Below are 20,013 nucleotides of genomic sequence, written 5' to 3' on the forward strand. Positions count from 1 at the left end.
TTTCCGGGCGGGCCCGATCGGACGGGTTCCGGGACCGCCCTAACCTTGTGCCATGAGCGATCGCGAGAACCTGCTGGCGGAGATCAAGGGCAAGGCCGTGGTGCACGGCAAGGTCGTGCTGTCCTCGGGCCTGGAGGCCGACTTCTACGTGGACATGCGCAGGGTGACCCTTGACGGGCAGGCGGCGCCGCTGGTGGGACGGGTCATGCTGGACATCACCGAGGACCTCGACTACGAGGCGGTCGGCGGCCTCACGCTGGGCGCCGACCCGGTGGCGACCGCCATGATGCACGCGGCGGCCGCGCAAGGCGGGAGGCTCGACACGTTCGTGGTCCGCAAGGCGCAGAAGACCCACGGCATGCAGCGCCGGATCGAGGGACCGGACGTGTCGGGGCGGCGGGTGCTGGTGGTCGAGGACACCTCCACCACCGGCGGATCCCCGCTCACCGCGGTGGAGGCGCTGCGCGAGGCCGGCGCCGAGGTCGTGGCGGTCGCCACGATCGTGGACCGGGGGGCCGCCCCGGCGATCACCGGGGCGGGGCTGCCCTACCTGACCGCCTACACCCTGGCCGACCTCGGGCTGGCCTAGCGCCGCGCACGCCGGTCCCGGCCGCTTCGGAGCCGCGTACGGGAGCCGGAGGCTCCGCGCGAGAGATCCGGAGCCGGCGGGAGGGGCGGGGTCAGTCGCGGGTGACCGTGAACTCCTGGCGTTCCCCCGCCTTGCCCGGGGAGCGGACGGCGCCGTTCACCTGGACGCGGACGGCGGCGGAGTCGGCCAGGACGACGTCGACCTTGGCGTCGAAGGCCTGGAACCGCTCGCCGCGGTCCAGCTCCCGGTCGAGGAGCACGTCGCCCCCGGTGACCTTCAGGAAGACCGTGGGGCAGTGCTCCCGCAGGCACTCGACGAGGACCGTCGGGACCCGCTCGGGGGTGGCGGAGGGGGGCGGGGAGGCGGCGGCGGTCGACACATCGGCCGAGGGGGCGGGCGAGGCGGCCGTCTCGGCGTCCGAGCCCAGGCTGCCGAACAGCGAGAGGGCCCCGAACACGATCAGGGCGACGAGCGCCAGCACCGCCAGTCCGACGAGGACCAGGCGTGCGATACCCATGGGGTCAGACCTGTGGCGTCCCACACTGTGGAGATTAGCGGTTCGTGAGGAGATTTCACGACCGACCTGGCGGATCCGCCGGGAGGATCCGCGATCCGGAAGATCATCCGCTCCCGCCCAGGTCGTGCGCCCCGGGTTCCCCTGCCGTTCCCCGGCCGTGGAAGCCGGGAGACGACCGCGGACGGGCCGGAGCGGTACCGGAGCCGTCCGGCCGGGGAACGGCAGGGAAACGGCCGGGGATAGGTTGGAGACGTCGAAGACACGGCCGGGGACACATCGGTGCGGATCGAAGTGGTACCGGAGCTATCCGGCCGGGCATGAACCCGGAATACTGGCCCACGGGCTATGCCTCATAGCCACGCGCCAGCTTTTCACAGCCGTCTCCAGGGAGATGACACGATGCCTATCGCTACTCCAGAGGTCTACGCCGAGATGCTCGACCGGGCAAAAGCGGGCGGTTTCGCCTACCCGGCCATCAACGTGACCTCATCACAGACCCTCAACGCTGCGCTCAGGGGGTTCGCCGAGGCGGAGAGCGACGGCATCATCCAGGTGTCGACCGGCGGCGCCGATTTCCTCTCGGGCACCACGGTCAAGAACATGGTGACCGGCTCGGTGGCGCTGGCGGAGTACGCCCGCGTCGTCGCGGCCAACTACCCCGTGACGGTCGCCCTGCACACCGACCACTGCCCCAAGGACAAGCTGGACGGTTTCGTGCGCCCGCTGCTCGACATCTCCCTTGAGCGGGTGGCCAGGGGCGAGGACCCCCTCTTCCAGTCGCACATGTGGGACGGTTCCGCCGTGCCGCTGGACGAGAACCTGGAGATCGCCAGGGAGCTCCTGGAGAAGACGGCCCGCGCGCGGATCGTCCTGGAGGTGGAGATCGGCGTGGTCGGCGGCGAGGAGGACGGCGTCGTCGGCGAGATCAACGAGAAGCTCTACACCACCCCCGAGGACGCCCTCGCGACCGCCGAGGCCCTGGGCGTGGGCGAGCGCGGCCGCTACATGCTCGCCGCGACCTTCGGCAACGTGCACGGCGTCTACAAGCCGGGTCACGTCAAGCTCCGCCCGAGCGTGCTCAAGGACATCCAGGAGGCGGTCGGCGCCAAGTACGGCAAGGAGTCGCCGTTCGACCTGGTCTTCCACGGCGGCTCCGGCTCGCTGCTGGAGGAGATCCACGAGGCAATCTCCTACGGCGTGGTGAAGATGAACATCGACACCGACACGCAGTACGCCTTCACCCGCCCGATCGCCGACCACATGTTCAAGAACTACGACGGCGTGCTCAAGGTCGACGGCGACGTCGGCAACAAGAAGGTGTACGACCCCCGCTCGTACGGCAAGGCCGCCGAGACCTCGATGGCCGCGCGCATCGTCGAGGCCGCCCAGCACCTGAAGTCCGCGGGCACCAAGATCTCCTAAGGCCCGCGAAAAGGCCCCGTGTAAAAGGCCGCGGAAAGCCCCGGGAAAGGGGCAGAACGAAGATCACGAGATCGGCTTCCGGAAAGACTCCGGGGGCCGATCTTGGCCTGACGCGGGTACACCGGGTAGGACTGTCGTTATGGAATCGCACCAGAACCTCCTCGCCGGCCCGCCGCCCACCCTGCTCCCGGACCTGCCAGAGGCCCGCGAGGCGCTGGAATCCGGCGCCCAGGCATCCGACGTGGCCGCGCGTTTCCCCGCGTACCCGGCCGCCTGGGCCGTGCTCGCGGACGAGTACTTCGCGGCGGGGCACGCCGTGACGTCGTACGCCTTCGCCCGCACCGGCTACCACCGCGGCCTGGACCAGCTGCGCAGGGCGGGCTGGAAGGGGCACGGCCCGATTCCCTGGGAGCACCTTCCCAACCAGGGGTTCCTGCGCTGCCTGCACGCGCTGGCCCGCGCCGCCCAGAGCATCGGGGAGAAGGAGGAGGCCGAGCGGTGCTTCCAGTTCCTGAAGGACTCCAGCGCCGAGGCGTCCGAGGAGCTGACCAACCGCTGACCGGCCCCCGACCGGCCGGCGACCGCGCCGTCACGCGGCCGGTCCCGCCCCCGGTCCGTCTTCCGATCCGCTCCCCCGCCCCACCCCCTGATCCGCCCGGCTGAGCCGCTGATCAGCTCCCGATCCGCCCCCGGGATCTCTCGCCGGACCCTCTTTCGCGAGGTGGGAGATCCCCATTTCGGACGCCGTCGGGTATTCTCTCCACGCAAGAGCCCCTGTCGCGATTGCGCCAGGGGTTTTCGTTTTTGTGGTGGGAGACTCACGATGCCGGCTGTCGTTCTCGTTGGTGCCCAGTGGGGCGATGAGGGCAAGGGTAAGGCGACCGATCTGCTCGGAGACCAGGTCGACTACGTCGTCAGATACCAGGGAGGCAACAACGCGGGCCACACGGTCGTCATCGGCGACCAGAAGTACGCCCTGCACCTGCTGCCCACGGGAGTGCTCTCCCCGAACGTCGTCCCCGTGATCGGCAACGGCGTCGTCATCGACCCGGGCGTGCTGCTGAGCGAGATCGACGGGCTGGAGGCGCGCGGGGTCTCCTCCGAGCGCCTGCTGATCTCCGCCAACGCGCACCTGATCATGCCCCACCACAAGGCCCTCGACAAGGTCACCGAGCGCTACCTCGGCAAGGCCAAGATCGGCACCACCGGTCGCGGCATCGGCCCCGCGTACGGCGACAAGATCTACCGGATGGGCGTGCGGGTCCAGGACCTGCTGGACCCGGGCATCCTGCAGAAGAAGATCGAGGTCGCGCTGGGCGAGAAGAACCAGATCCTCACCAAGATCTACAACCGCCGGGCGATCGACGCGGGCAAGGTCCTGGACGAGTATCTCGGCTACGCCGAGCGCCTCACGCCGCACATCGCCGACACCTCGCTCATCCTCAACAGGGCGCTGGATGACAACAAGGTCGTGCTGCTGGAGGGCGGGCAGGGCAACCTGCTCGACATCGACCACGGCACCTACCCCTTCGTCACCTCCTCCTCCCCGACGAGCGGCGGCGCCTGCTCCGGCTCCGGCATCCCGCCGACCCGGCTCACCGGCGTGATCGGCATCCTGAAGGCCTACACCACCCGCGTCGGCTCCGGCCCGTTCCCGACCGAGCTCGACGACGAGATGGGCGAGTGGCTGCGCACCACCGGCGGCGAGTACGGGGTGACCACCGGCCGCAACCGCCGCTGCGGCTGGTTCGACGCGGTGATCGCCCGCTACGCCAGCCGGATCAACGGCATCACCGACTACTTCCTCACCAAGCTGGACGTGCTGTCCGGCCTGGACACGATCCCCGTCTGCGTCGCCTACGAGGTCGACGGCGTCCGCCACGACGAGATCCCGATGACCCAGACCGACTTCCACCACGCCAGGCCGGTGTACGAGGAGTTCCCGGGCTGGAAGGAGGACATCACCGGTGCCAGGAGCTTCGAGGACCTGCCCGCCAACGCGCAGGCGTACGTGAAGGCCCTGGAGGAGATGAGCAGCGCCAGGATCTCGGCCGTCGGGGTCGGCCCCGGCCGTACCGAGACGCTCCAGATCCACTCGATGCTGTAGTTTCCGCCGGTACGGCTCGCGCCTCGGCGACGCCGAGACGCGAGCCGTACCGGACGATCGGCGCGCGAGGTGGATAAGGTCCCTGTGTGCATGCCGAGATTCACGGTCACCGCGGCGCCCGCGGGCTCCGTCCCGAGAACACCCTGCCCGGCTTCGCCCACGCCCTCGAACTGGGCGTCGACGCGCTCGAGCTCGACGTCGCGCTGACGGCCGACCGGCGGCTGGTGCTCACACACGACCTCACCGTGTCAGCGGTGACCAGCGCCGACGTCCGTCCCGCCTTCGCGGGCGACCCCGCCTTCCCGTACGTGGGCCGGCCCGTCGGCGCGCTCACGCTGGCGCAGCTGCGCACGCTGGAGTGCGGGGTGCGAGTGCCGCGCCACGCCGAGGACCGCTTCGCCCCGACCCAGGTGCCGGTGCCCCACACCAGGATGCCGACCCTGGGCTCCGTGCTGGGGCTGATGGACGCGTACGGCGCCGACGGGGTGCGGGTGCACGTGGAGCTGAAGTCCGACCCGACCCGGCCCGACCTGAGCGCCGACCCCGCCGAGTTCACCGAGATGGTGGTCGCCGAGCTCGACCGGCACCGCAGGCTGGAGCGGTCGGCGATCCTCAGCTTCGACTGGCGCGTCCTGCGGATCGCCCGCTCGCTCACCCCCGCGACCCTGCGCTACGCCCTGATCGAGCGCGCCACCATGGACAGCGTCTGGCTCGACGGCCTCCGCCTGGAGGACTTCGACGGCGACGTCCCGGCCGCCGCGGCCGAGGCCGGGGGCACCACGCTCTCCCCCGAGCACGTGATGGTCGACCGGGAGTTCGCCAGGCTGGCCGAGAAGGCCGACCTGCCGATGGCGGTGTGGACCGTCAACGACCCGGGACGGGCCGCGGAGCTGCTCGACCTCGGGGCGGCCGCGATCGTCACCGACTATCCCGACCGGATGATCGGCCTGTGGACAGAGCGGGGCATGCGCGTCCCCCGGCCGGTCACCCCCGCGCGCCCCCTCAGCGCGTGAGAGCCCGGCTCACATCCAGCCGTTGCGGCGGAAGCCCCGGTAGAGCAGCGTGCAGGCGATGACCATCACGCCGAGCACGAGGGGATAGCCGAAGACGGAGTCGAGCTCGGGCATGTGCTCGAAGTTCATCCCGTAGATGCCGGCGATCATCGTGGGGACGGCCATGATGGCGACCCACGAGGAGATCTTCCGCATGTCCTCGTTGGCGAGCGCGTTGGAGCGGGCGAGCGCCGCCTGCAGTATGGAGTTGCAGAGCTCGTTGGACGACTCGACCTGCTCGCAGACGCGGGCCAGGTGGTCGACGACGTCGCGGAAGTACTCGCGCATCTCGGAGGGGATCATCCGGCGCTGGGCCAGCGTGGACATCGGCGACTGGAGCGGCATGACGGACCGCTTCATCTCGATCATCTCGCGCTTGAGGTTGTAGATCCGGCCGATGTCGCGGGCGCTGACGTCGGCGAAGACCATGGCCTCGACGTCCTCCAGCTCGGCCTGCATGCGGTCGGCCACGCTGAGGTACCTGTCGACGACGTGGTCGGCGATCGCGTGCAGCACGCCGGTGGGGCCCCGGCTGAGGAGCTTGGGCTTGTCCTCCAGGCGCGCGCGCACCTCCGAGAGGGGGCAGTGGCTGCCGTGGCGCACGGTCACCACGAAGTCGGGGCCGACGAACACCATGAGCTCGCCGGTGCCGATGATCTCGCTGGTGGCGGTCAGCACCTCGTGGTCGATGTAGGCGACGGTCTTCAGGACCACGAAGATCGAGTCGCCGTAGCGCTCGACCTTGGGCCGCTGGTGAGCCTTGACGGCGTCCTCGACGGCGAGCGGGTGCAGGGCGAAGACCTCCGCCAGCCACTCGACCTCGGGGGCGTCGGGCTCGTGCAGGCCGACCCAGACGAAGGCGTTGCCGCCGCCGGAGCCGCCCTCCGCGGCGGCGTTGTGTGCGCGGACGATCTCCAGGGCGTCGGGGATGCCCAGGGCGTCGATCTTCTTGCCGCCGACGTAGGCGGCGTACTCGACGAGCGAGTCGCTCGGCGGGACGCAGACCCCGGTCATCCGCTCACGGAGCGAGACGGCGGGCGCGTGCGCGGCACGGATCGCACGGGTGTGCTTGATGCGGGGAAAAAGAAGCGAGGAGCGCATGGCGAGCCTTTCCCGCCCGACCTGGCGGGATCCACACGCGATGCGATGTCACCCCCGGTGAGGGAGGTGATGCGTGCGGCGCCGGTCGGGCACCGAGATGGGGTGGTCGAGAGTGCGCACAGCAGGAGTGCGCGAGCACGTACTGCTGGGATCGCCAGAGGACATCCCGAACCACCTCCAATCAGCAAGAGACACGCAAAGCCACCCAAAAGTTAACACTATCGGGGGGACGTCTTTCAGCTTACTCCCAGGTTCAAGTGTTGATCATGCAGAACCAGACAAAATTCACACGTCCTTTGCGGCACCTACCCCTGCCCGCGCAGGTCCGGGGTTGTCCACAGCCTGTGGACAACTCTGGAGAACCCCGGAAAATTCCGGCTGGGCGCGGGTCTCCGGGGCCTCCCGGGGCGTGACCCCGAGGCGGACGCCGGGAGGACGATAGGCTCTGACGAGTGCGCGTTCTTGTGATTGGATCCGGCGGGCGTGAGCATGCCCTGTGCCGGTCGCTGGCGGCGGACCCCCAGGTCACCGAGGTTCACTGTGCTCCCGGAAACGCGGGGATCGCGCAGGTCGCGACCCTGCACCCGGTGGCGCCGACCGACCCTGCCTCGGTCACCGGGCTGGCCGAGGGGCTCGGGGCGGACCTGGTCGTGATCGGCCCCGAGGCGCCCCTGGTCGCCGGGGTCGCCGACGCCGTCAGGGAGGCCGGGATCCCCTGCTTCGGGCCCTCCCGCGAGGCGGCGCTGATCGAGGGGTCCAAGGCCTTCGCCAAGGACGTCATGGTCGCCGCGGGCGTCCCCACCGCGCGGTCGCACACCTGCGTCACGCCCGAGGAGGCCGCCGCCGCGCTCGACGAGTTCGGCACGCCGTACGTGGTCAAGGACGACGGCCTGGCCGCCGGCAAGGGCGTCGTGGTCACCGGCGACCGCGACGAGGCGCTCCGGCACGCCGCCGCCTGCGGGCGGGTCGTGATCGAGGAGTTCCTCGACGGCCCCGAGGTGTCGCTGTTCGCGCTCTGCGACGGCTCCACCGCCGTGCCGCTCCAGCCCGCCCAGGACCACAAGCGCGCCTACGACGACGACCAGGGCCCCAACACCGGCGGAATGGGCGCCTACACCCCGCTGCCCTGGGCCCCGGACGACCTCGCCGACCAGGTGATGGCCGAGACCGTCATGCCGACCGTGAACGAGCTGGCCAGGCGCGGCACCCCGTACTCGGGCGTGCTCTACGTGGGGCTGGCCCTCACGTCCAAGGGCCCGAAGGTGATCGAGTTCAACGCCAGGTTCGGCGACCCGGAGACCCAGGTCGTGCTGGACCGACTGGAGACGCCCCTCGCGGCCCTGCTGCTCGCCTGCGCGAACGGGACGCTCGACCGGTTCGGGCCTCTCTCCTACCGCGACGGCGCCGCGGTGACCGTGGTGATCGCCGCGGAGAACTACCCGGCCGAGCCGGTGAAGGGCGACGTGATCGAGGGCCTGGCCGACCCGGTCGAGGACGCCTACGTGCTGCACTCGGGCACCGCCCTCGACGGCGGCCGGATCGTCTCCAGCGGGGGCCGGGTGCTCAGCGTGGTCGGCACCGGGCCCGACGTCCCCGCCGCCCGCGCCGCGGCCTACGAGGCCGTGGAGCACATCCGGATGCGCGGCTCGCACCACCGCACCGACATCGCGGGCCGCGGCGCCTGACCCGCGGTTCCCCGAGGACGCTCATGGCCGCGGGGACGACGTGCCGACTTTCCGCGAGCGCCTGAACCCCCGGTTTCCGGGGAGGCGTAGCGCTTGATCGGCATGTCGGGGTAAGCCTGGGGCAGTCAGCAGTGCCCCACAGCATGCCCGTCCCAGGCCGCTCCCCCCGGAGGAACGATGTCGCTTGACCCCGCGATGCCCCCCGAGCGGATCGGCGACACCGGCGTGCTGCGCTGGCCCGGCACCTGGCGGGTGTACGTGGCGACCCGGAGCGAGGAGATCAGGGCCGACGCCGAGCGGGCCCTGACGATGCGCGACGAGGCCGGCCAGCTGGTCTCGGTGGGCGAGGGCATCGGCACGCACCTGGCCCGCGCGGAGACCTACGCCCGCAGCAGGCACGGCGTGCGGCGCTGGCTGACCGGCCAGGCCATCGAGGGCGCCTGGTCCAACGTCAACAGCGCGACCGTGATGCTGTACGGCGTGCTGCCGACGGCCGAGCTGTGCGGGCGGGGCCCGGAGGTGGTGGCGATCGGCCGGGCGTACCTGCCCGGCGACGACCCCCGGCTGGTCCACCTCCAGGCCAGGCTGGCGGCGGGGGACCTGGCGGAGAACGACAGGCCGCTGATGCAGTCGGTGCTGCGGGCCGCGTACACCGCGCAGGCGATGGAGACCGGGCGGGTCCGCAGCTTCCGCAACCTGCTGCTCGGCGGGGTGGTCATGCTGACCCTGATCGTGCTCGGCGTGGTGGTCATCGGCGCGATCTGGCCGAACGTCATCCCGATGTGCGGCAACCAGTCGGTGATCCGCACCCAGGGGCTGATGCCCGCCCAGATCTGCCCGACGGGCGGCCTGCAGCCCGGCCACGGCGACGTCCCGCTCGTGGCCCTGATCGGCATGCTGGGCGCGGCGCTGGCCACCGCGGCCTCGCTGTCGACCCGCTCGGAGCTGTCCACCCGCTACTCGCTGGCGGTCGTCCAGAACCTCCTCAAGGCGCCCGCGGGGGTGGCCACCTCGGTGCTCGGGCTGCTGATCCTCAACTCGGGCTTCGTGCCCGGCTTCGCGGGGCTGGGCTCGCAGCCCGCGATCCTGGTCTGGGCGATGGCGTTCGGGTACGGCCAGCAGGTCGTCACCCGCTTCGTGGACCAGCGGGCCGACAGCCTCCTGTCGGCCGCCTCACCGCTCACCGCCGCGGGCGGCACGAAGGACCGGTAGCGCCCGTCCTTCCACGGGCGGCGCCTCTGACTTCCACGGGTGGCGCGCCCGAGTTCCGCGTCCCGGCGCGCCCGACTTCCACGGGTGGCGCGCCCGAGTTCCGCATCCCGGCGGCCCCGAGTTCCGCGTCCGGCGGGCCATGAGATGATCTTCTGCGCGACCCGGCCGCGGGCGCCGCGGGGGGCATGATCGAGGGTCGCGGGAACACCGGGAAGCACGGGCGGACGCGTGATCGCCGCCCGCCGCCGCGAGGGCCGATGATTACCGGCCGTTCGCGGGGTAGTTCCCTCCTGAAGTGGCCGGTTCAGGGGCATCCAACGACTACTGTTGGCCGAATAAACCTCGGCTGCCGCCCCGCGCCACATGAATCACCCAAACCACTTCAAGGAGCATGACGCATGGTCCGTTACCGCGTGCGCGGTGGCAACCCACTTCGTGGAACCGCCTTCATCCAGGGTGCCAAGAACGCCGTGCTGCCCATGATCGGCGCGGCGCTGCTGGCGTCCAGGGGCCGAACGGTCCTGCGCAACGTCCCCATCATCGAGGACGTCCGCCGCGCGGTCGAGCTGGCCGAGACGGTCGGTGCCACGGTCGAGCTCCACGAGGCGGAGCGCACCCTGGTGATCGACGCCTCGACGCTCAGCAGCCCGGTCCTGCCCGCCGAGATCGCCCGCCGCTTCCGCGGCTCGGTGCTGTTCGTGCCCGCCCTGCTGCACCGCCTCGGCGAGGCGATCATCGAGGGCGTGGGCGGCTGCAACCTGGGCAGCCGCAACCTCGACTTCCACTACCTGGGCTACAAGCGCCTGGGCGCGCTCGTGGACGAGGGCGACTCGGTCATCCACGTCAAGTCGTCGGGCCTCACCGGCGCCACCCTGTACCTCGACACCCCCTCGCACACCGGCACCGAGAACCTGATCATGGCCGCCGCCCTCGGGCGCGGCACCACCGTGATCGAGAACGCGGCGCTGGAGCCCGAGGTCCTCGACGTGATCGACATGCTGACCCGGATGGGCGCGAAGATCAGTGGTGGGGGCACGGGGTTCATCACCGTCGAGGGCGTCGAGGAGCTCCAGGCCGTCGAGCACACCGTGATGCCCGACCGCCTCGACGCGGGCGTGTTCGCGATGGCCGCCGCCGTCACCGGCGGCGAGGTCAACCTGGTCGGCGCCGACCTGGACCACCTCGGCGTGGTCCGCTACAAGCTGGAGCAGATGGGGGTGGAGTTCGCCGACCACGGCGCGGTGCTCCACGTGCGCCGGGACCGCCCGCTGCGCCCGATCAACGTGATCACCGACACCTACCCCGGTTTCGCCACGGACCTGCAGTCGCCCATCATGACGGTCGCCTGTCTCGCCGACGGCGCCAGTTACATTCATGAACGCATCTTCGATGGGCGTTTCGCTCTGGCCTCAGAGCTGAACAAGATGGGCGCCGATATTGAAGTGAAAGAGAACAGCGCTGTCGTTCGCGGCGCCACTCCGCTCACCGGAACGCGAGTGACCGCACACGATCTGCGTTCGGGAATCGCGCTCGTGCTCGCGGGCCTGGCCGCCGAGGGGGAGACCGTGATCGAATCGGGATATCTCATCGACCGCGGGCACTCTTATCTGGCCGAGCGTATGCAGTCCCTGGGGGCCGATGTGCGGCGAGAGATTTCAGCGTCATAATCAGCAGGTTTGAGACGCTCAAAAACCGCTCTGACCTGTGTAAACGATGCCAGTCATGGCTTTAACCCGGAAGTGGCTTCCGGAATTGGCCGCAAATCGGGCGTGACATTACGGCCCTCGCGAGCGATCGTTCCAAAAGAGAGCCGAAAACAAACGGACGGCATGATGGGACGAACATTGGTCGAGCGGGCCGAAGAAGCGCCACGAGTGTCACGCCCGGGTGCCATGACACCGGACCTCACTATCGGTGTGGTGGGCCCCCATGACCTCGTCGAACGGGTGATGTTGATGGGGCATGCGGCTGCCCCGTTACCCTGCCGCCTGGTGGCGGCGGCATACCGTGACGAGCAGGAAGCAGCCGACAAGGTCACCCGGCTGGGAGCCGGGGTGGACGCATGCCTGTTCGCCAGCCCGGTCCCCTACGACCTGGCCCGGCGATCGGGGGTGCTGACGATGCCCGCGACGTATGTCCAGCTCGGCGGCGCCGCCCTGATCGCCGCGCTGGCGAGGGCCGCGCTGGACGAGCGGATAGACCCGCGCAGGGTCAGCATCGACGTCCTGGGCAGGGCAGAGGTCGAGGAGGCGTACAACGATCTGAGTCTCCCCTCGGGGGATGTGCAGAGCCGCGACGAACCGGGCGCCACCGGTACGATCGCGGCCTTCCACGAACGCCTCGCCCGCCAGGGCAACACGAGCGGGGCGCTCACCTGTCTGCCCGCGGTCGCCGACCGCCTCCAGACCGCGGGGGTGCCCGTGGTGAGGATCCGCCCCACCTCCGCCGCGGTGCGCACGGCGCTGCACACGGCGGCGCTGCTGGGCGCGCACCACAGGCTGGAGGAGTCGCAGCTCACCGTGGTCCTGGTGGAGGTGCCCACGCTGCGCGAGCCGGTCCGCCGGGCCGCGCCGCGCTACTGGCGCGACGAGCTCCGGCTGTCGCTGCACCGGTTGCTGGTGCAGGAGGCCAACCGGATCAACGCGTCGGTCACCGCGGTCGACGACCACAGCTACATGGTCACCGCGACCCGCGGTTCGGTGGCCGCGGCCACCGAGGGCTTCCGGGTCCTGCCGTTCGCCGCGCGGGTCCGCGACGAGCTGGGCCTGGCGGTCGAGGTGGGTGTCGGCATGGGCCGCACCACCCACGACGCCGAGTCGCACGCCAGGGCCGCGCTGGCGCGCACCCAGGCGGGCAAGCAGGCCCAGGGCTTCGCGGTCGACAGGGAGGGCAGGGCGCTGATCCCGGCGCCCAGGATGCCCCCTCAGGGCGCCGGACCGCTCAAGCCGAAGGGCGTGGAGGTCCTGGCCCGCCTGGCGGCCAAGCTGGAGGGTGGAGACACCGTGGTGGACGCGGAGGGCGCGGGCAAGATGCTCGGCGTCACCCCGCGCACGGCACGGCGGTTGCTGCGCACGCTGGTAGACGAGGGACTCGCGTGGCCGCTCCCGCCGAACCGGACGCCGCAGCCGGGGCGCCCCCGGCAGCTGTACCGGCTGATCGTGGAGAAGCTCGGCACCCGCTGAGCCCCCGCGCCACGGTCATCACCGACCTGGAGGCTTCCGCCGCACCCGGACGGCGGAACCTCCCAGGTCACGGCTCGCCTGTTCCGGCGTGACGTGGCCCGTCGGCTCGCGAGGTGTTCGTCGCACGCTGTCCGTTTCGCGCTTCCTGTTGCACGCTGTCCGTTTCGGACCGTCTGTTTCGCGCTGTCCGTCTTGGGCCGTTCATCGCGGCAGACCGGCCCCGGCGTGTTCACCGCGGCTTGTTCATTCCGGCCTGTTTATTTTGGTCTGTTCACAGGTCCTGTTCACGGGGTTTGTTCATTCCGGCCCGGCCATTACGCCTCTCCTGTCCCAATGCGGCGAGGATCCCGGGGTCGCGACCCCCCGGAGCCCGCTCCGCCGGGCCGAGCCGGATCCGATGTCGCGCGACCTCCACGTCGCAGCCCGCCGCACCGGTCTCAAGGGCCGAAACCCGCGAGCGGATTGTCGGTTTCAGCCGCTATTGTCATGAGCTATGGGTCAAGACAGTACTGACAGCCGCACGTCGCTCCTCGTCTGGGGAGCGCTGGCGATCGTGTACGTGGTGTGGGGTTCCACGTACCTGGCGATCATGATCACGATCGAGACGATCCCGCCGCTGCTCAGCGGAGCTGTCCGCTTCGTCACGGCCGCGCTCGTCCTGGGCGGCGCGGTGTACCTGCTGAAGGGCCGGGGCGCCTTCCGGATGACCTGGAGGGAGGCGGGCGGGGCGGCCCTGGTCGGCCTGCTGCTGCTGAACGGCGGCAACGGCATGGTCGCCGTGGCCGAGCAGCACATCTCCAGCGGGCTGGCGGCGCTGCTGGTAGCCTCCACACCGCTCTGGCTGGTCATCTTCAGGGTCATGTTCAGGGACCGGCCGCGGGCGCTGACACTCGTCGGGGTGCTCATCGGGTTCGGCGGCGTGGCGGTGCTGTCGCTGGGCGGCGGGAGCAACGCGGCCGACGGCACCGGAGTCGTGATCATCCTGCTGGCGTCGCTGTCGTGGGCGGCCGGCTCGTTCCTGGCGTCCCGCATCCCGATGCCCGCGAACCCCTTCTCCGCGAGCGCCGTCGAGATGGCGGCGGGCGGCCTCGGGCTCGCCCTGACCGCCGCCGTGATGGGCGAGCGCCTCGACGTCGCCGCCGTCTCCGCGCGCTCGTGGACCGCGCTGGCCTACCTGATCCTGATCGGTTCGCTGGTCGCCTTCACGGCGTACGTGTGGCTGCTGGGCAACGCGCCGATCTCGCTGATCTCCACCTACGCCTACGTCAACCCGGTCGTGGCGGTCGTGCTGGGCGCCCTCGTGCTGAGCGAGCCGGTCACCGGCTCGATGGTCGCGGCTGGCGTGGTGATCGTCATCGGCGTGGCCCTGGTCGTCTCCACCGAGCGGCGCGGGAAGCCGCAGCCCGTACCGGAGACGAAGGCGGAACCCGCGGCCGTGTAGCGCGCGGTCGTACGACCCGCGACCGTGCGGGCTCACACGGTCGCGGGCACCCGGTGCGAAGGCGGGCCGGCGAAGGTGGCCAGGCGGAGGTGGCCCGGCGGAGGTACCGGAGCGACGGGCGGGCCGGCGGGGCGGCCGGCCCGGGCGGGTCAGGCGCTCCAGAAGGCCGACGCGGCGGCCAGGAAGGTGTCGTTGGCCTCGGGGTCGCCGATGGAGACGCGGGCCCCCTCCCCGGCGAAGGGCCGCACCGCGACACCCTCGGTCGCGCACGACCCGGCGAAGTCGAGCGTGCGCTCCCCCAGCCGCAGCCAGACGAAGTTGGCCTCGCTCACCGGCACCTCCCAGCCCTGGGCGATCAGCGCCTCGCGGACCCGGTCGCGCTCCTTGACCACGGCGTCGACCCGCTCCATCAGCTCCTCCTCGGCGGCCAGCGAGGCGATCGCGGCGGCCTGGGCGAGGTGGTTGACCGCGAACGGCACGATCGTCTTGCGGACGGCGGACGCCACCGGCTCGCCGGCGACCAGGTAGCCCACCCGGAGCCCGGCCAGGCCGTACGCCTTGGAGAAGGTGCGCAGCACGGCCACGTTCGGCCGGTCGCGGTAGACGGTGAGCCCGTCGGTGACCCCGGCGTCCCTGACGTACTCGCGGTAGGCCTCGTCGAGCACGACGAGCACGCTCTCGGGCACCCGGTCGAGGAAGGCCTCCAGCTCGGCCGCCTGGACGACCGTGCCGGTGGGGTTGTTCGGGTTGCAGACGAAGATCATGCGGGTGTGCGGGGTGATCGCGTCGGCCATCGCCTCCAGGTGGTGCGTCTCCCCCAGCAGCGGGACGCGCACCGAGGTCGCCCCGGCCAGATCGGCGAGGAGCGGGTAGGCCTCGAAGGAGCGCCAGGCGTAGATCACCTCGGCGCCCGGCTCGCTCACGGTCTCGAAGAGCTGCTGGGCCACCGTCACCGAGCCCGCGCCGAGGGCGACGTGCTCGGCCGGGACGCCGTACCTCTCGGCGATCGCCCCGGTCAGCTCCGTGGCCGCCGGGTCGGGATAGCGGTGCATCTGGGTCGCCGCCCTGGCGACCGCCTCCACCACCGAGGGCAGCGGCTCGTAGGGAGATTCGTTCGAGGAGAGCTTGTAGGACCGGCCGTCGGCGGACACCACGGCCTTGCCCGCCCGGTAGGCGGGCATCGTGTCCAGGATCGCGCGGAAACGAGGCATGGCCTTACTTTATGAGCAGCGGGCGGATGGGGCATCCTGTAACACTGGAGGTGAGAGGCATGCCCGACCGGAAGGACGACATGAGCATCGCACCGCTGGCCGAGAGGCCGAGCGCTGAGGCGCCTAACACCGAGGCGGACGATACGGAGTCGCTCGAGCTGGAGCCGCTGCCCAAATGGGTGTTCCCTCCCCAAGAGGGCTTCTCGGCCGAGGACCTCGACCGACTTCGAGGGATCCCTCCGCACACGGAACTCATCGATGGCACTCTCGTCTTCGTGAGCCCCCAGACTCGTTTCCACTCACTCATCATGTTTCTCCTGGAGACCACGCTGCGCCGAGCCCTTCCGGTCGGCCTGCGCGTTCGCAGGGAGATGACGGTGACGCTCGGCAATCGCCAGCGCCCCGAGCCCGATCTCGTGGTGATCCGGGCCGACGGTGACCTGGGGATGAAGCAGACCACCTACCAACCGGCCGACGTCGTCCTCGCCGTCGAGGTCGTCTCCGCCGAGTCGGAGATCCGCGACCGGGAGCGCAAGCCCGTTCTGTACGCCCAGGCGGGCATCGACCACTTCTGGCGGATCGAGGAGAAGGACGACCGCCCGGTCGTCTACGTCTACGAGCTGGACCCGGCCACCAAGGCCTACGCGCTCATGGGGATCCACCACGACCGGCTGAAGATCAGCATCCCGTTCGACGTCGACGTCGACCTGACGGAGATCGACGACCTCTGAGGCGACCTCTGATCGGCTGCGAGGCCCCCGGCTCACGACGACGGGGCCCCGGCTACTCCTTCAGGGAGCGGAGCATCGGGGGGTGCAGCGCCACGGCCGGGCCGCGGCGGTAGAGCTTGGCGGGGCGGCCGCCGTCGCGGGTGGTGGTGCCGCCGGTGGGCACCAGGAAGCCCTCGGCCTTGGTGACCTTCCGGTGGAAGTTGCGCGGGTCGAGGGCGCGGCCCCAGACGATCTCGTAGACCCGGCGCAGCTCGGCGACGGTGAACTCCGGCGGGCAGAAGGCCGCGCCCAGCGGGGTGTACTCCAGTTTGGCGCGGGCCCGCTCGATCCCGTCGACCATGATGCGCCGGTGGTCGAAGGCCATCTCGCACAAAAGCGCGGAGACCGGCTGCCAGCTCATGTGCACCTCGGTGGAGGTCGGCAGGTGCGGGGCGAGGCCGAGGTAGGCCACGCTCAGCACGCGCTGGCGCGGGTCGCGGTCGGGGTAGCCGTAGGTCTGGAGCTGCTCCAGGTGCACCGGGGCCCCCGGAAGGCCCGCCCGTTCGGCGAGGACCCGGGCCGCCGCGGCGGGCAGGTCCTCGTCGAGCTGGATGAAACCGCCTGACAGGGCCCAGCGTCCCTCGTACGGCGGGTTGTCGCGCCGCCAGACGAGCGCGCTCAGCACCTGGCGGCGCACCGTGAGGACGACAAGGTCCACGCTGACGGGAATGCGCGGCACCATGGCAGGCACGTTACACCGGTCAGACCCGCACGCGGACGTGCAGCGGCTCGGTGGCGGCACGACCGTCGGCCGCCGCGACCGAGACCTGTACCCAGGTGTCGTCGGGCACCTTGGACCAGTCGAACGGGATCCACGCCGTGCTCATCCGCACCGGCAGGTCAGGCGGCGGCGTGGTCAGGTTCACCCCGGCCACGTCGACGACGTGGGGCTCCTTCTGACCCTTCCAGGTGAGCGTGACCTTGGAGCCCATCGGGATGTCGTAGCCGCGGATCTCCACGCCGTCCTGGATGTCGCGCTGCATGCGGATCGCGTCGGCCGCGATGGGACGGTCGTGGTCGCGGGCGATCTCCTCGGCCAGCGACGGGGAGCCGCAGGTGTAGAAGTCGCTCCACATGTAGGAGACGATCTTGGAGACGTAGCGTCCGACCTGCGCCACGGCCGTGTCGAGCCGCTCCTTGTCGGTGCGTCCCCGGTCGGAACCCGCGGCGCACCGCTCCTCGCCGGCCGGCTCGAAGGCCTCGACGTTGGCCCAGAGCTGCACGTTGAAGCCCTGCTCGACCATCCTGGTCCTGGCCAGGGACATCTCGCGGTAGTAGTCGCGGGTCGAGCCGTGGTAGGCGTCGCCGTTGGTCTTCTCGTCGACGACCGGGCGCAGCCGCTCGTCGACCTCGTCCTCGCGCTGGTCGGGCCAGAACAGCCCTACCTTGCCCGTGCCCCGGCTGTCCTGCGGGGCGATGATCCCGACGCCGGTCCTGGCGAGGGCCTCGAAGCCCTTGGCGACCTGCTTGGGGGTGGCGCTGAACGGCCGCTCCTTGCGGGCGTCGAGGTAGGGGCTGACCAGGACGGGCCTGCCGGGCATCTCCTGCTCGACGATCTCGTGCTGCGAGGCGTAGACCCTGAGCGTCGGATGGTCGGAGTCGGAGTCGCCGAGGTACTTCATCTCGCGCATCTGCAGCTCGAACGGCTGGTAGAAACCGCCCAGCGACTCCCGGTCCTGGAAGCGCGCCCCGTAGTCCTGCATGATCCGCCGGGTGAGCGTGGTGAGCGTGTCCGTGCCCTGCTTGGCGGCCCGGGTCTTCTGCGCCGGGTCGCGGGGGGCGAGCGGCAGCGCGGGATAGACCTTCACCCCGAACCGGTCGCCGAGGTCGAGCAGCTCGGTGAGGCTGTCCTCGTGCGCGGCCGCGACCAGGATCACGTGGTAGCCGCGTCCCTTGGCCCGGATGTTCGCGCAGCTCGGGTCGTCGCTGCCGTCGTCGGGGGCGACGATCCGGTAGAAGACGGTCTTCTCCGTGACGATCTTCCGCTCGAAGTCGGGGCAGCGGAACAGGTCGGGGCCGAACGCCTCGTCGGTCCGGTAGACGAACGTCCAGCTCACCCGGTTGCCGGGGTTGGCGGCCTTGAGGTCGTTCTCCGCCGCCAGCGCGCACGGCACCCCGTCCTCCTCGCACGGCTCGTAGCGGGCGTCGACGTTACCCTCGCCGTCGAGGACCCGGCCGTCGTCGTCGACCTTGCGCGCCTGCAGGCCCCAGCCGATCCGGATCACCGTGTCGCCGCCCACCTCGTGGATGGCGCCGAACTGCCGGCGCCAGGTGCAGTGGTCGGCGGTCGGGATCAGCCAGTAGCCGGTGATGGCGTACGGCCAGCGCATCGTCGTGTCGAACGTTCCACACGGGTCAGTGAACTCGGCCACCTCCGGCACCGGGACCGAGGGGGAGGCTTCGGGGGACGAGGCGGACGGTGAGGGCGACGCCGCGAGCGACGAGCTCCCCGCCGTCGGGGAGCCGTTCCCGGAGGGCGTGGTCACCACGAACGCCGCCACCCCTGCGAGGATCGCCACGCCCAGGAAAGCGATGAGCCAGCGCACGTTCAGGACACTACCGTTCTTGTGATCAGGCAGACATAAGGAGCCGGGCGAGCACCGTGAGCCCCTCCGTACCGGAGATCAGCTCTTGACGCCCGCCCACGCCTCCAGCTGCGAGACGAAACGGCGGGCCGAGTTGGGCCAGTGGTGGTTCGCACGAGCCGCCGCATACCCTCGGGCGCCCCGGCCATACCGCTCCCTGGCGTCGTCTCTCAGGAAGAGCACCGCCTGGGCCACGGCCTTGGGATCCTGCCAGGGCACGACGATGCCGCTGTCGTAGCGCTCGACCAGTTCCACCGCGCGGGGCGAGGGGGTGGTGATCACCGGGATGCCGTGCGCCATGTACTCCACGATCTTCGTGGGCATGGAGTGCCGGTAGTTGGGCTCGTCGTGCAGCAGGGAGAGCCCCGCCAGCGCGCCGTCGAGCCGCTTGAGCGCCTCGTCGTTCGGCATGAAGTCGCGCCACTCCAGCACGCCCTCCGCCACCGCCTCGTTCAGCGTCGGCCGCGACTGCGGGTCGGCGTAGCCGATCAGCTCGACCGCCACCCGGTACGGCTGGAGCAGCCGGGCCACCTCGATGGCCTCGCGCACCCCGCGCGCCCCCGACAGCCAGCCGAGGTAGACGACGCGATCGTCACCCGGCGGGGTCACCTCGTCGGGCACCCAGGTCTCGTTGGGCACCACCAGGTGAGCCTGGCGGAACCTTCCGGCGTAGGCGGTCTCGGCCAGCAGCAGGTGCAGGTGCCGCTCGGCCGTGCCTTCGAGCAGGCGGGCCAGGAACCGCACCGGCGGGCGCAGGAACGCGGGCAGCCAGGGCTTCAGCGACAGCGTCGCCGGGGTGTCCTCGTGGACGTCCCAGACCACCGGGGGCCGCTTGCGCATGCCCACGACCGCGAGCAGCAGCTCCGGGTCGTGGATGACCACGAGGTCGACCTGCCCGCGCATGCGCTTGAACACCTTGCGCGCGGCGCGCACGGCGGCGAACCGCTTGCGCTCGGCGGCGCGGGGGAGGTCGACGCCGTTCACCCAGGAGCGGGCCATCACGCCCCGCGCCGTGTACGGGGCCGCATACGTGACCTCATGACCGGCGTCCACGAGCGCGCGGATCTGCCGGTGCAGGATCCGGGCGTCCTCGGGGTGATGCACCACCGTCATGACGAGCACGTGCACTGCGCGCAGCC

Annotated in this window: 17 protein-coding genes; 11 read left to right on the forward strand and 6 right to left on the reverse strand. The window is 70.8% G+C overall.

The genetic code is table 11. From position 1 onward, the window contains the following. The first annotated feature begins 52 nt into the window (after nucleotides 1-52). A complete protein-coding gene (gene pyrE, locus AC5L38_RS09625; protein WP_495242393.1) occupies nucleotides 53-589 on the forward strand; it encodes an orotate phosphoribosyltransferase in 537 nt (178 codons plus the stop codon). A gap of 91 nt (nucleotides 590-680) precedes the next feature. On the opposite strand, the gene AC5L38_RS09630 is transcribed toward pyrE, so the two are convergent. Further along, entirely contained in the window at nucleotides 681-1,106 is a 426-nt protein-coding gene (locus AC5L38_RS09630) for a hypothetical protein (RefSeq protein ID WP_495242394.1), read from the reverse strand. Between the two features lie 399 nt (nucleotides 1,107-1,505). Between AC5L38_RS09630 and fbaA the strand changes: the two genes are divergently transcribed. From fbaA to AC5L38_RS09650, 4 genes are all read left to right on the forward strand, one after another. Beyond that, nucleotides 1,506-2,528 (forward strand): class II fructose-bisphosphate aldolase, encoded by a 1,023-nt coding sequence (gene fbaA, locus AC5L38_RS09635; protein WP_495242395.1) that lies wholly within the window; start codon nucleotides 1,506-1,508, stop codon nucleotides 2,526-2,528. A 139-nt stretch (nucleotides 2,529-2,667) separates the two neighbouring features. Continuing rightward, the gene (locus tag AC5L38_RS09640) at nucleotides 2,668-3,087 is read left to right on the forward strand and encodes a DUF3151 domain-containing protein (RefSeq protein ID WP_495242396.1); all 420 of its coding nucleotides are present in this window, start codon (nucleotides 2,668-2,670) and stop codon (nucleotides 3,085-3,087) included. 264 nt (nucleotides 3,088-3,351) lie between these two features. Then, complete coding sequence (locus tag AC5L38_RS09645; protein WP_495242397.1) at nucleotides 3,352-4,635, forward strand: adenylosuccinate synthase; 1,284 nt, start codon at nucleotides 3,352-3,354, stop codon at nucleotides 4,633-4,635. An 86-nt stretch (nucleotides 4,636-4,721) separates the two neighbouring features. Beyond that, a complete protein-coding gene (locus AC5L38_RS09650; RefSeq protein ID WP_495242398.1) occupies nucleotides 4,722-5,648 on the forward strand; it encodes a glycerophosphodiester phosphodiesterase family protein in 927 nt (308 codons plus the stop codon). Nucleotides 5,649-5,657: 9 nt separating this feature from the next. Here the strand turns inward: AC5L38_RS09650 and corA are convergent, their stop codons facing one another. Beyond that, nucleotides 5,658-6,788, reverse strand: coding sequence for a magnesium/cobalt transporter CorA (corA, locus tag AC5L38_RS09655; protein ID WP_495242399.1), 1,131 nt, complete (start codon nucleotides 6,786-6,788; stop codon nucleotides 5,658-5,660). A 452-nt stretch (nucleotides 6,789-7,240) separates the two neighbouring features. Here corA and purD point away from each other — a divergent pair, with 452 nt between their 5' ends. The 5 genes from purD to AC5L38_RS09680 all read left to right on the forward strand — a co-directional run bounded on the left by purD (nucleotide 7,241) and on the right by AC5L38_RS09680 (nucleotide 14,308). Next, nucleotides 7,241-8,473 (forward strand): phosphoribosylamine--glycine ligase, encoded by a 1,233-nt coding sequence (gene purD / locus AC5L38_RS09660; protein WP_495242400.1) that lies wholly within the window; start codon nucleotides 7,241-7,243, stop codon nucleotides 8,471-8,473. 177 nt (nucleotides 8,474-8,650) lie between these two features. Further along, the gene (locus tag AC5L38_RS09665) at nucleotides 8,651-9,685 is read left to right on the forward strand and encodes a hypothetical protein (protein WP_495242401.1); all 1,035 of its coding nucleotides are present in this window, start codon (nucleotides 8,651-8,653) and stop codon (nucleotides 9,683-9,685) included. Between the two features lie 398 nt (nucleotides 9,686-10,083). After that, complete coding sequence (gene murA, locus AC5L38_RS09670) at nucleotides 10,084-11,352, forward strand: UDP-N-acetylglucosamine 1-carboxyvinyltransferase (protein ID WP_495242402.1); 1,269 nt, start codon at nucleotides 10,084-10,086, stop codon at nucleotides 11,350-11,352. 225 nt (nucleotides 11,353-11,577) lie between these two features. Beyond that, complete coding sequence (locus tag AC5L38_RS09675; RefSeq protein WP_495242403.1) at nucleotides 11,578-12,867, forward strand: GTP cyclohydrolase IIa; 1,290 nt, start codon at nucleotides 11,578-11,580, stop codon at nucleotides 12,865-12,867. A gap of 493 nt (nucleotides 12,868-13,360) precedes the next feature. After that, nucleotides 13,361-14,308 (forward strand): EamA family transporter, encoded by a 948-nt coding sequence (locus AC5L38_RS09680; protein WP_495242404.1) that lies wholly within the window; start codon nucleotides 13,361-13,363, stop codon nucleotides 14,306-14,308. Between the two features lie 149 nt (nucleotides 14,309-14,457). Here AC5L38_RS09680 and hisC read toward each other — a convergent pair whose 3' ends face one another. Next, nucleotides 14,458-15,519: a histidinol-phosphate transaminase gene (gene hisC / locus AC5L38_RS09685; RefSeq protein WP_495242405.1), complete on the reverse strand. Its 1,062-nt coding sequence runs from the start codon at nucleotides 15,517-15,519 to the stop codon at nucleotides 14,458-14,460. A gap of 59 nt (nucleotides 15,520-15,578) precedes the next feature. Between hisC and AC5L38_RS09690 the strand changes: the two genes are divergently transcribed. Then, entirely contained in the window at nucleotides 15,579-16,250 is a 672-nt protein-coding gene (locus tag AC5L38_RS09690; RefSeq protein ID WP_495242406.1) for a Uma2 family endonuclease, read from the forward strand. Between the two features lie 52 nt (nucleotides 16,251-16,302). On the opposite strand, the gene AC5L38_RS09695 is transcribed toward AC5L38_RS09690, so the two are convergent. From AC5L38_RS09695 to AC5L38_RS09705, 3 genes are all read right to left on the reverse strand, one after another. Beyond that, the gene (locus tag AC5L38_RS09695; protein ID WP_472746061.1) at nucleotides 16,303-16,971 is read right to left on the reverse strand and encodes an NUDIX hydrolase; all 669 of its coding nucleotides are present in this window, start codon (nucleotides 16,969-16,971) and stop codon (nucleotides 16,303-16,305) included. Between the two features lie 19 nt (nucleotides 16,972-16,990). Continuing rightward, nucleotides 16,991-18,835 carry a DUF4434 domain-containing protein gene (locus tag AC5L38_RS09700; protein WP_495242407.1) on the reverse strand — a complete coding sequence of 615 codons (1,845 nt, stop codon included), beginning with the start codon at nucleotides 18,833-18,835 and terminating at the stop codon, nucleotides 16,991-16,993. A 78-nt stretch (nucleotides 18,836-18,913) separates the two neighbouring features. Further along, complete coding sequence (locus tag AC5L38_RS09705; RefSeq protein WP_362689755.1) at nucleotides 18,914-20,002, reverse strand: glycosyltransferase; 1,089 nt, start codon at nucleotides 20,000-20,002, stop codon at nucleotides 18,914-18,916. Between the last annotated feature and the right edge of the window lie 11 nt (nucleotides 20,003-20,013).

Source organism: Streptosporangium nanhuense, assembly GCF_059358815.1.

Excerpts from the sequence above, each read along its gene's own strand:
- pyrE (WP_495242393.1), top strand. The coding sequence starts at position 53 with ATGAGCGATCGCGAGAACCTGCTGGCGGAGATCAAGGGCAAGGCCGTG.
- AC5L38_RS09680 (WP_495242404.1), top strand. The coding sequence starts at position 13,361 with ATGGGTCAAGACAGTACTGACAGCCGCACGTCGCTCCTCGTCTGGGGA.
- AC5L38_RS09640 (WP_495242396.1), top strand. The coding sequence starts at position 2,668 with ATGGAATCGCACCAGAACCTCCTCGCCGGCCCGCCGCCCACCCTGCTC.
- AC5L38_RS09630 (WP_495242394.1), bottom strand. The coding sequence starts at position 1,106 with ATGGGTATCGCACGCCTGGTCCTCGTCGGACTGGCGGTGCTGGCGCTC.
- AC5L38_RS09675 (WP_495242403.1), top strand. The coding sequence starts at position 11,578 with ATGACACCGGACCTCACTATCGGTGTGGTGGGCCCCCATGACCTCGTC.
- hisC (WP_495242405.1), bottom strand. The coding sequence starts at position 15,519 with ATGCCTCGTTTCCGCGCGATCCTGGACACGATGCCCGCCTACCGGGCG.
- fbaA (WP_495242395.1), top strand. The coding sequence starts at position 1,506 with ATGCCTATCGCTACTCCAGAGGTCTACGCCGAGATGCTCGACCGGGCA.
- murA (WP_495242402.1), top strand. The coding sequence starts at position 10,084 with ATGGTCCGTTACCGCGTGCGCGGTGGCAACCCACTTCGTGGAACCGCC.
- corA (WP_495242399.1), bottom strand. The coding sequence starts at position 6,788 with ATGCGCTCCTCGCTTCTTTTTCCCCGCATCAAGCACACCCGTGCGATC.
- AC5L38_RS09690 (WP_495242406.1), top strand. The coding sequence starts at position 15,579 with ATGCCCGACCGGAAGGACGACATGAGCATCGCACCGCTGGCCGAGAGG.
- AC5L38_RS09645 (WP_495242397.1), top strand. The coding sequence starts at position 3,352 with ATGCCGGCTGTCGTTCTCGTTGGTGCCCAGTGGGGCGATGAGGGCAAG.
- AC5L38_RS09695 (WP_472746061.1), bottom strand. The coding sequence starts at position 16,971 with ATGGTGCCGCGCATTCCCGTCAGCGTGGACCTTGTCGTCCTCACGGTG.
- AC5L38_RS09665 (WP_495242401.1), top strand. The coding sequence starts at position 8,651 with ATGTCGCTTGACCCCGCGATGCCCCCCGAGCGGATCGGCGACACCGGC.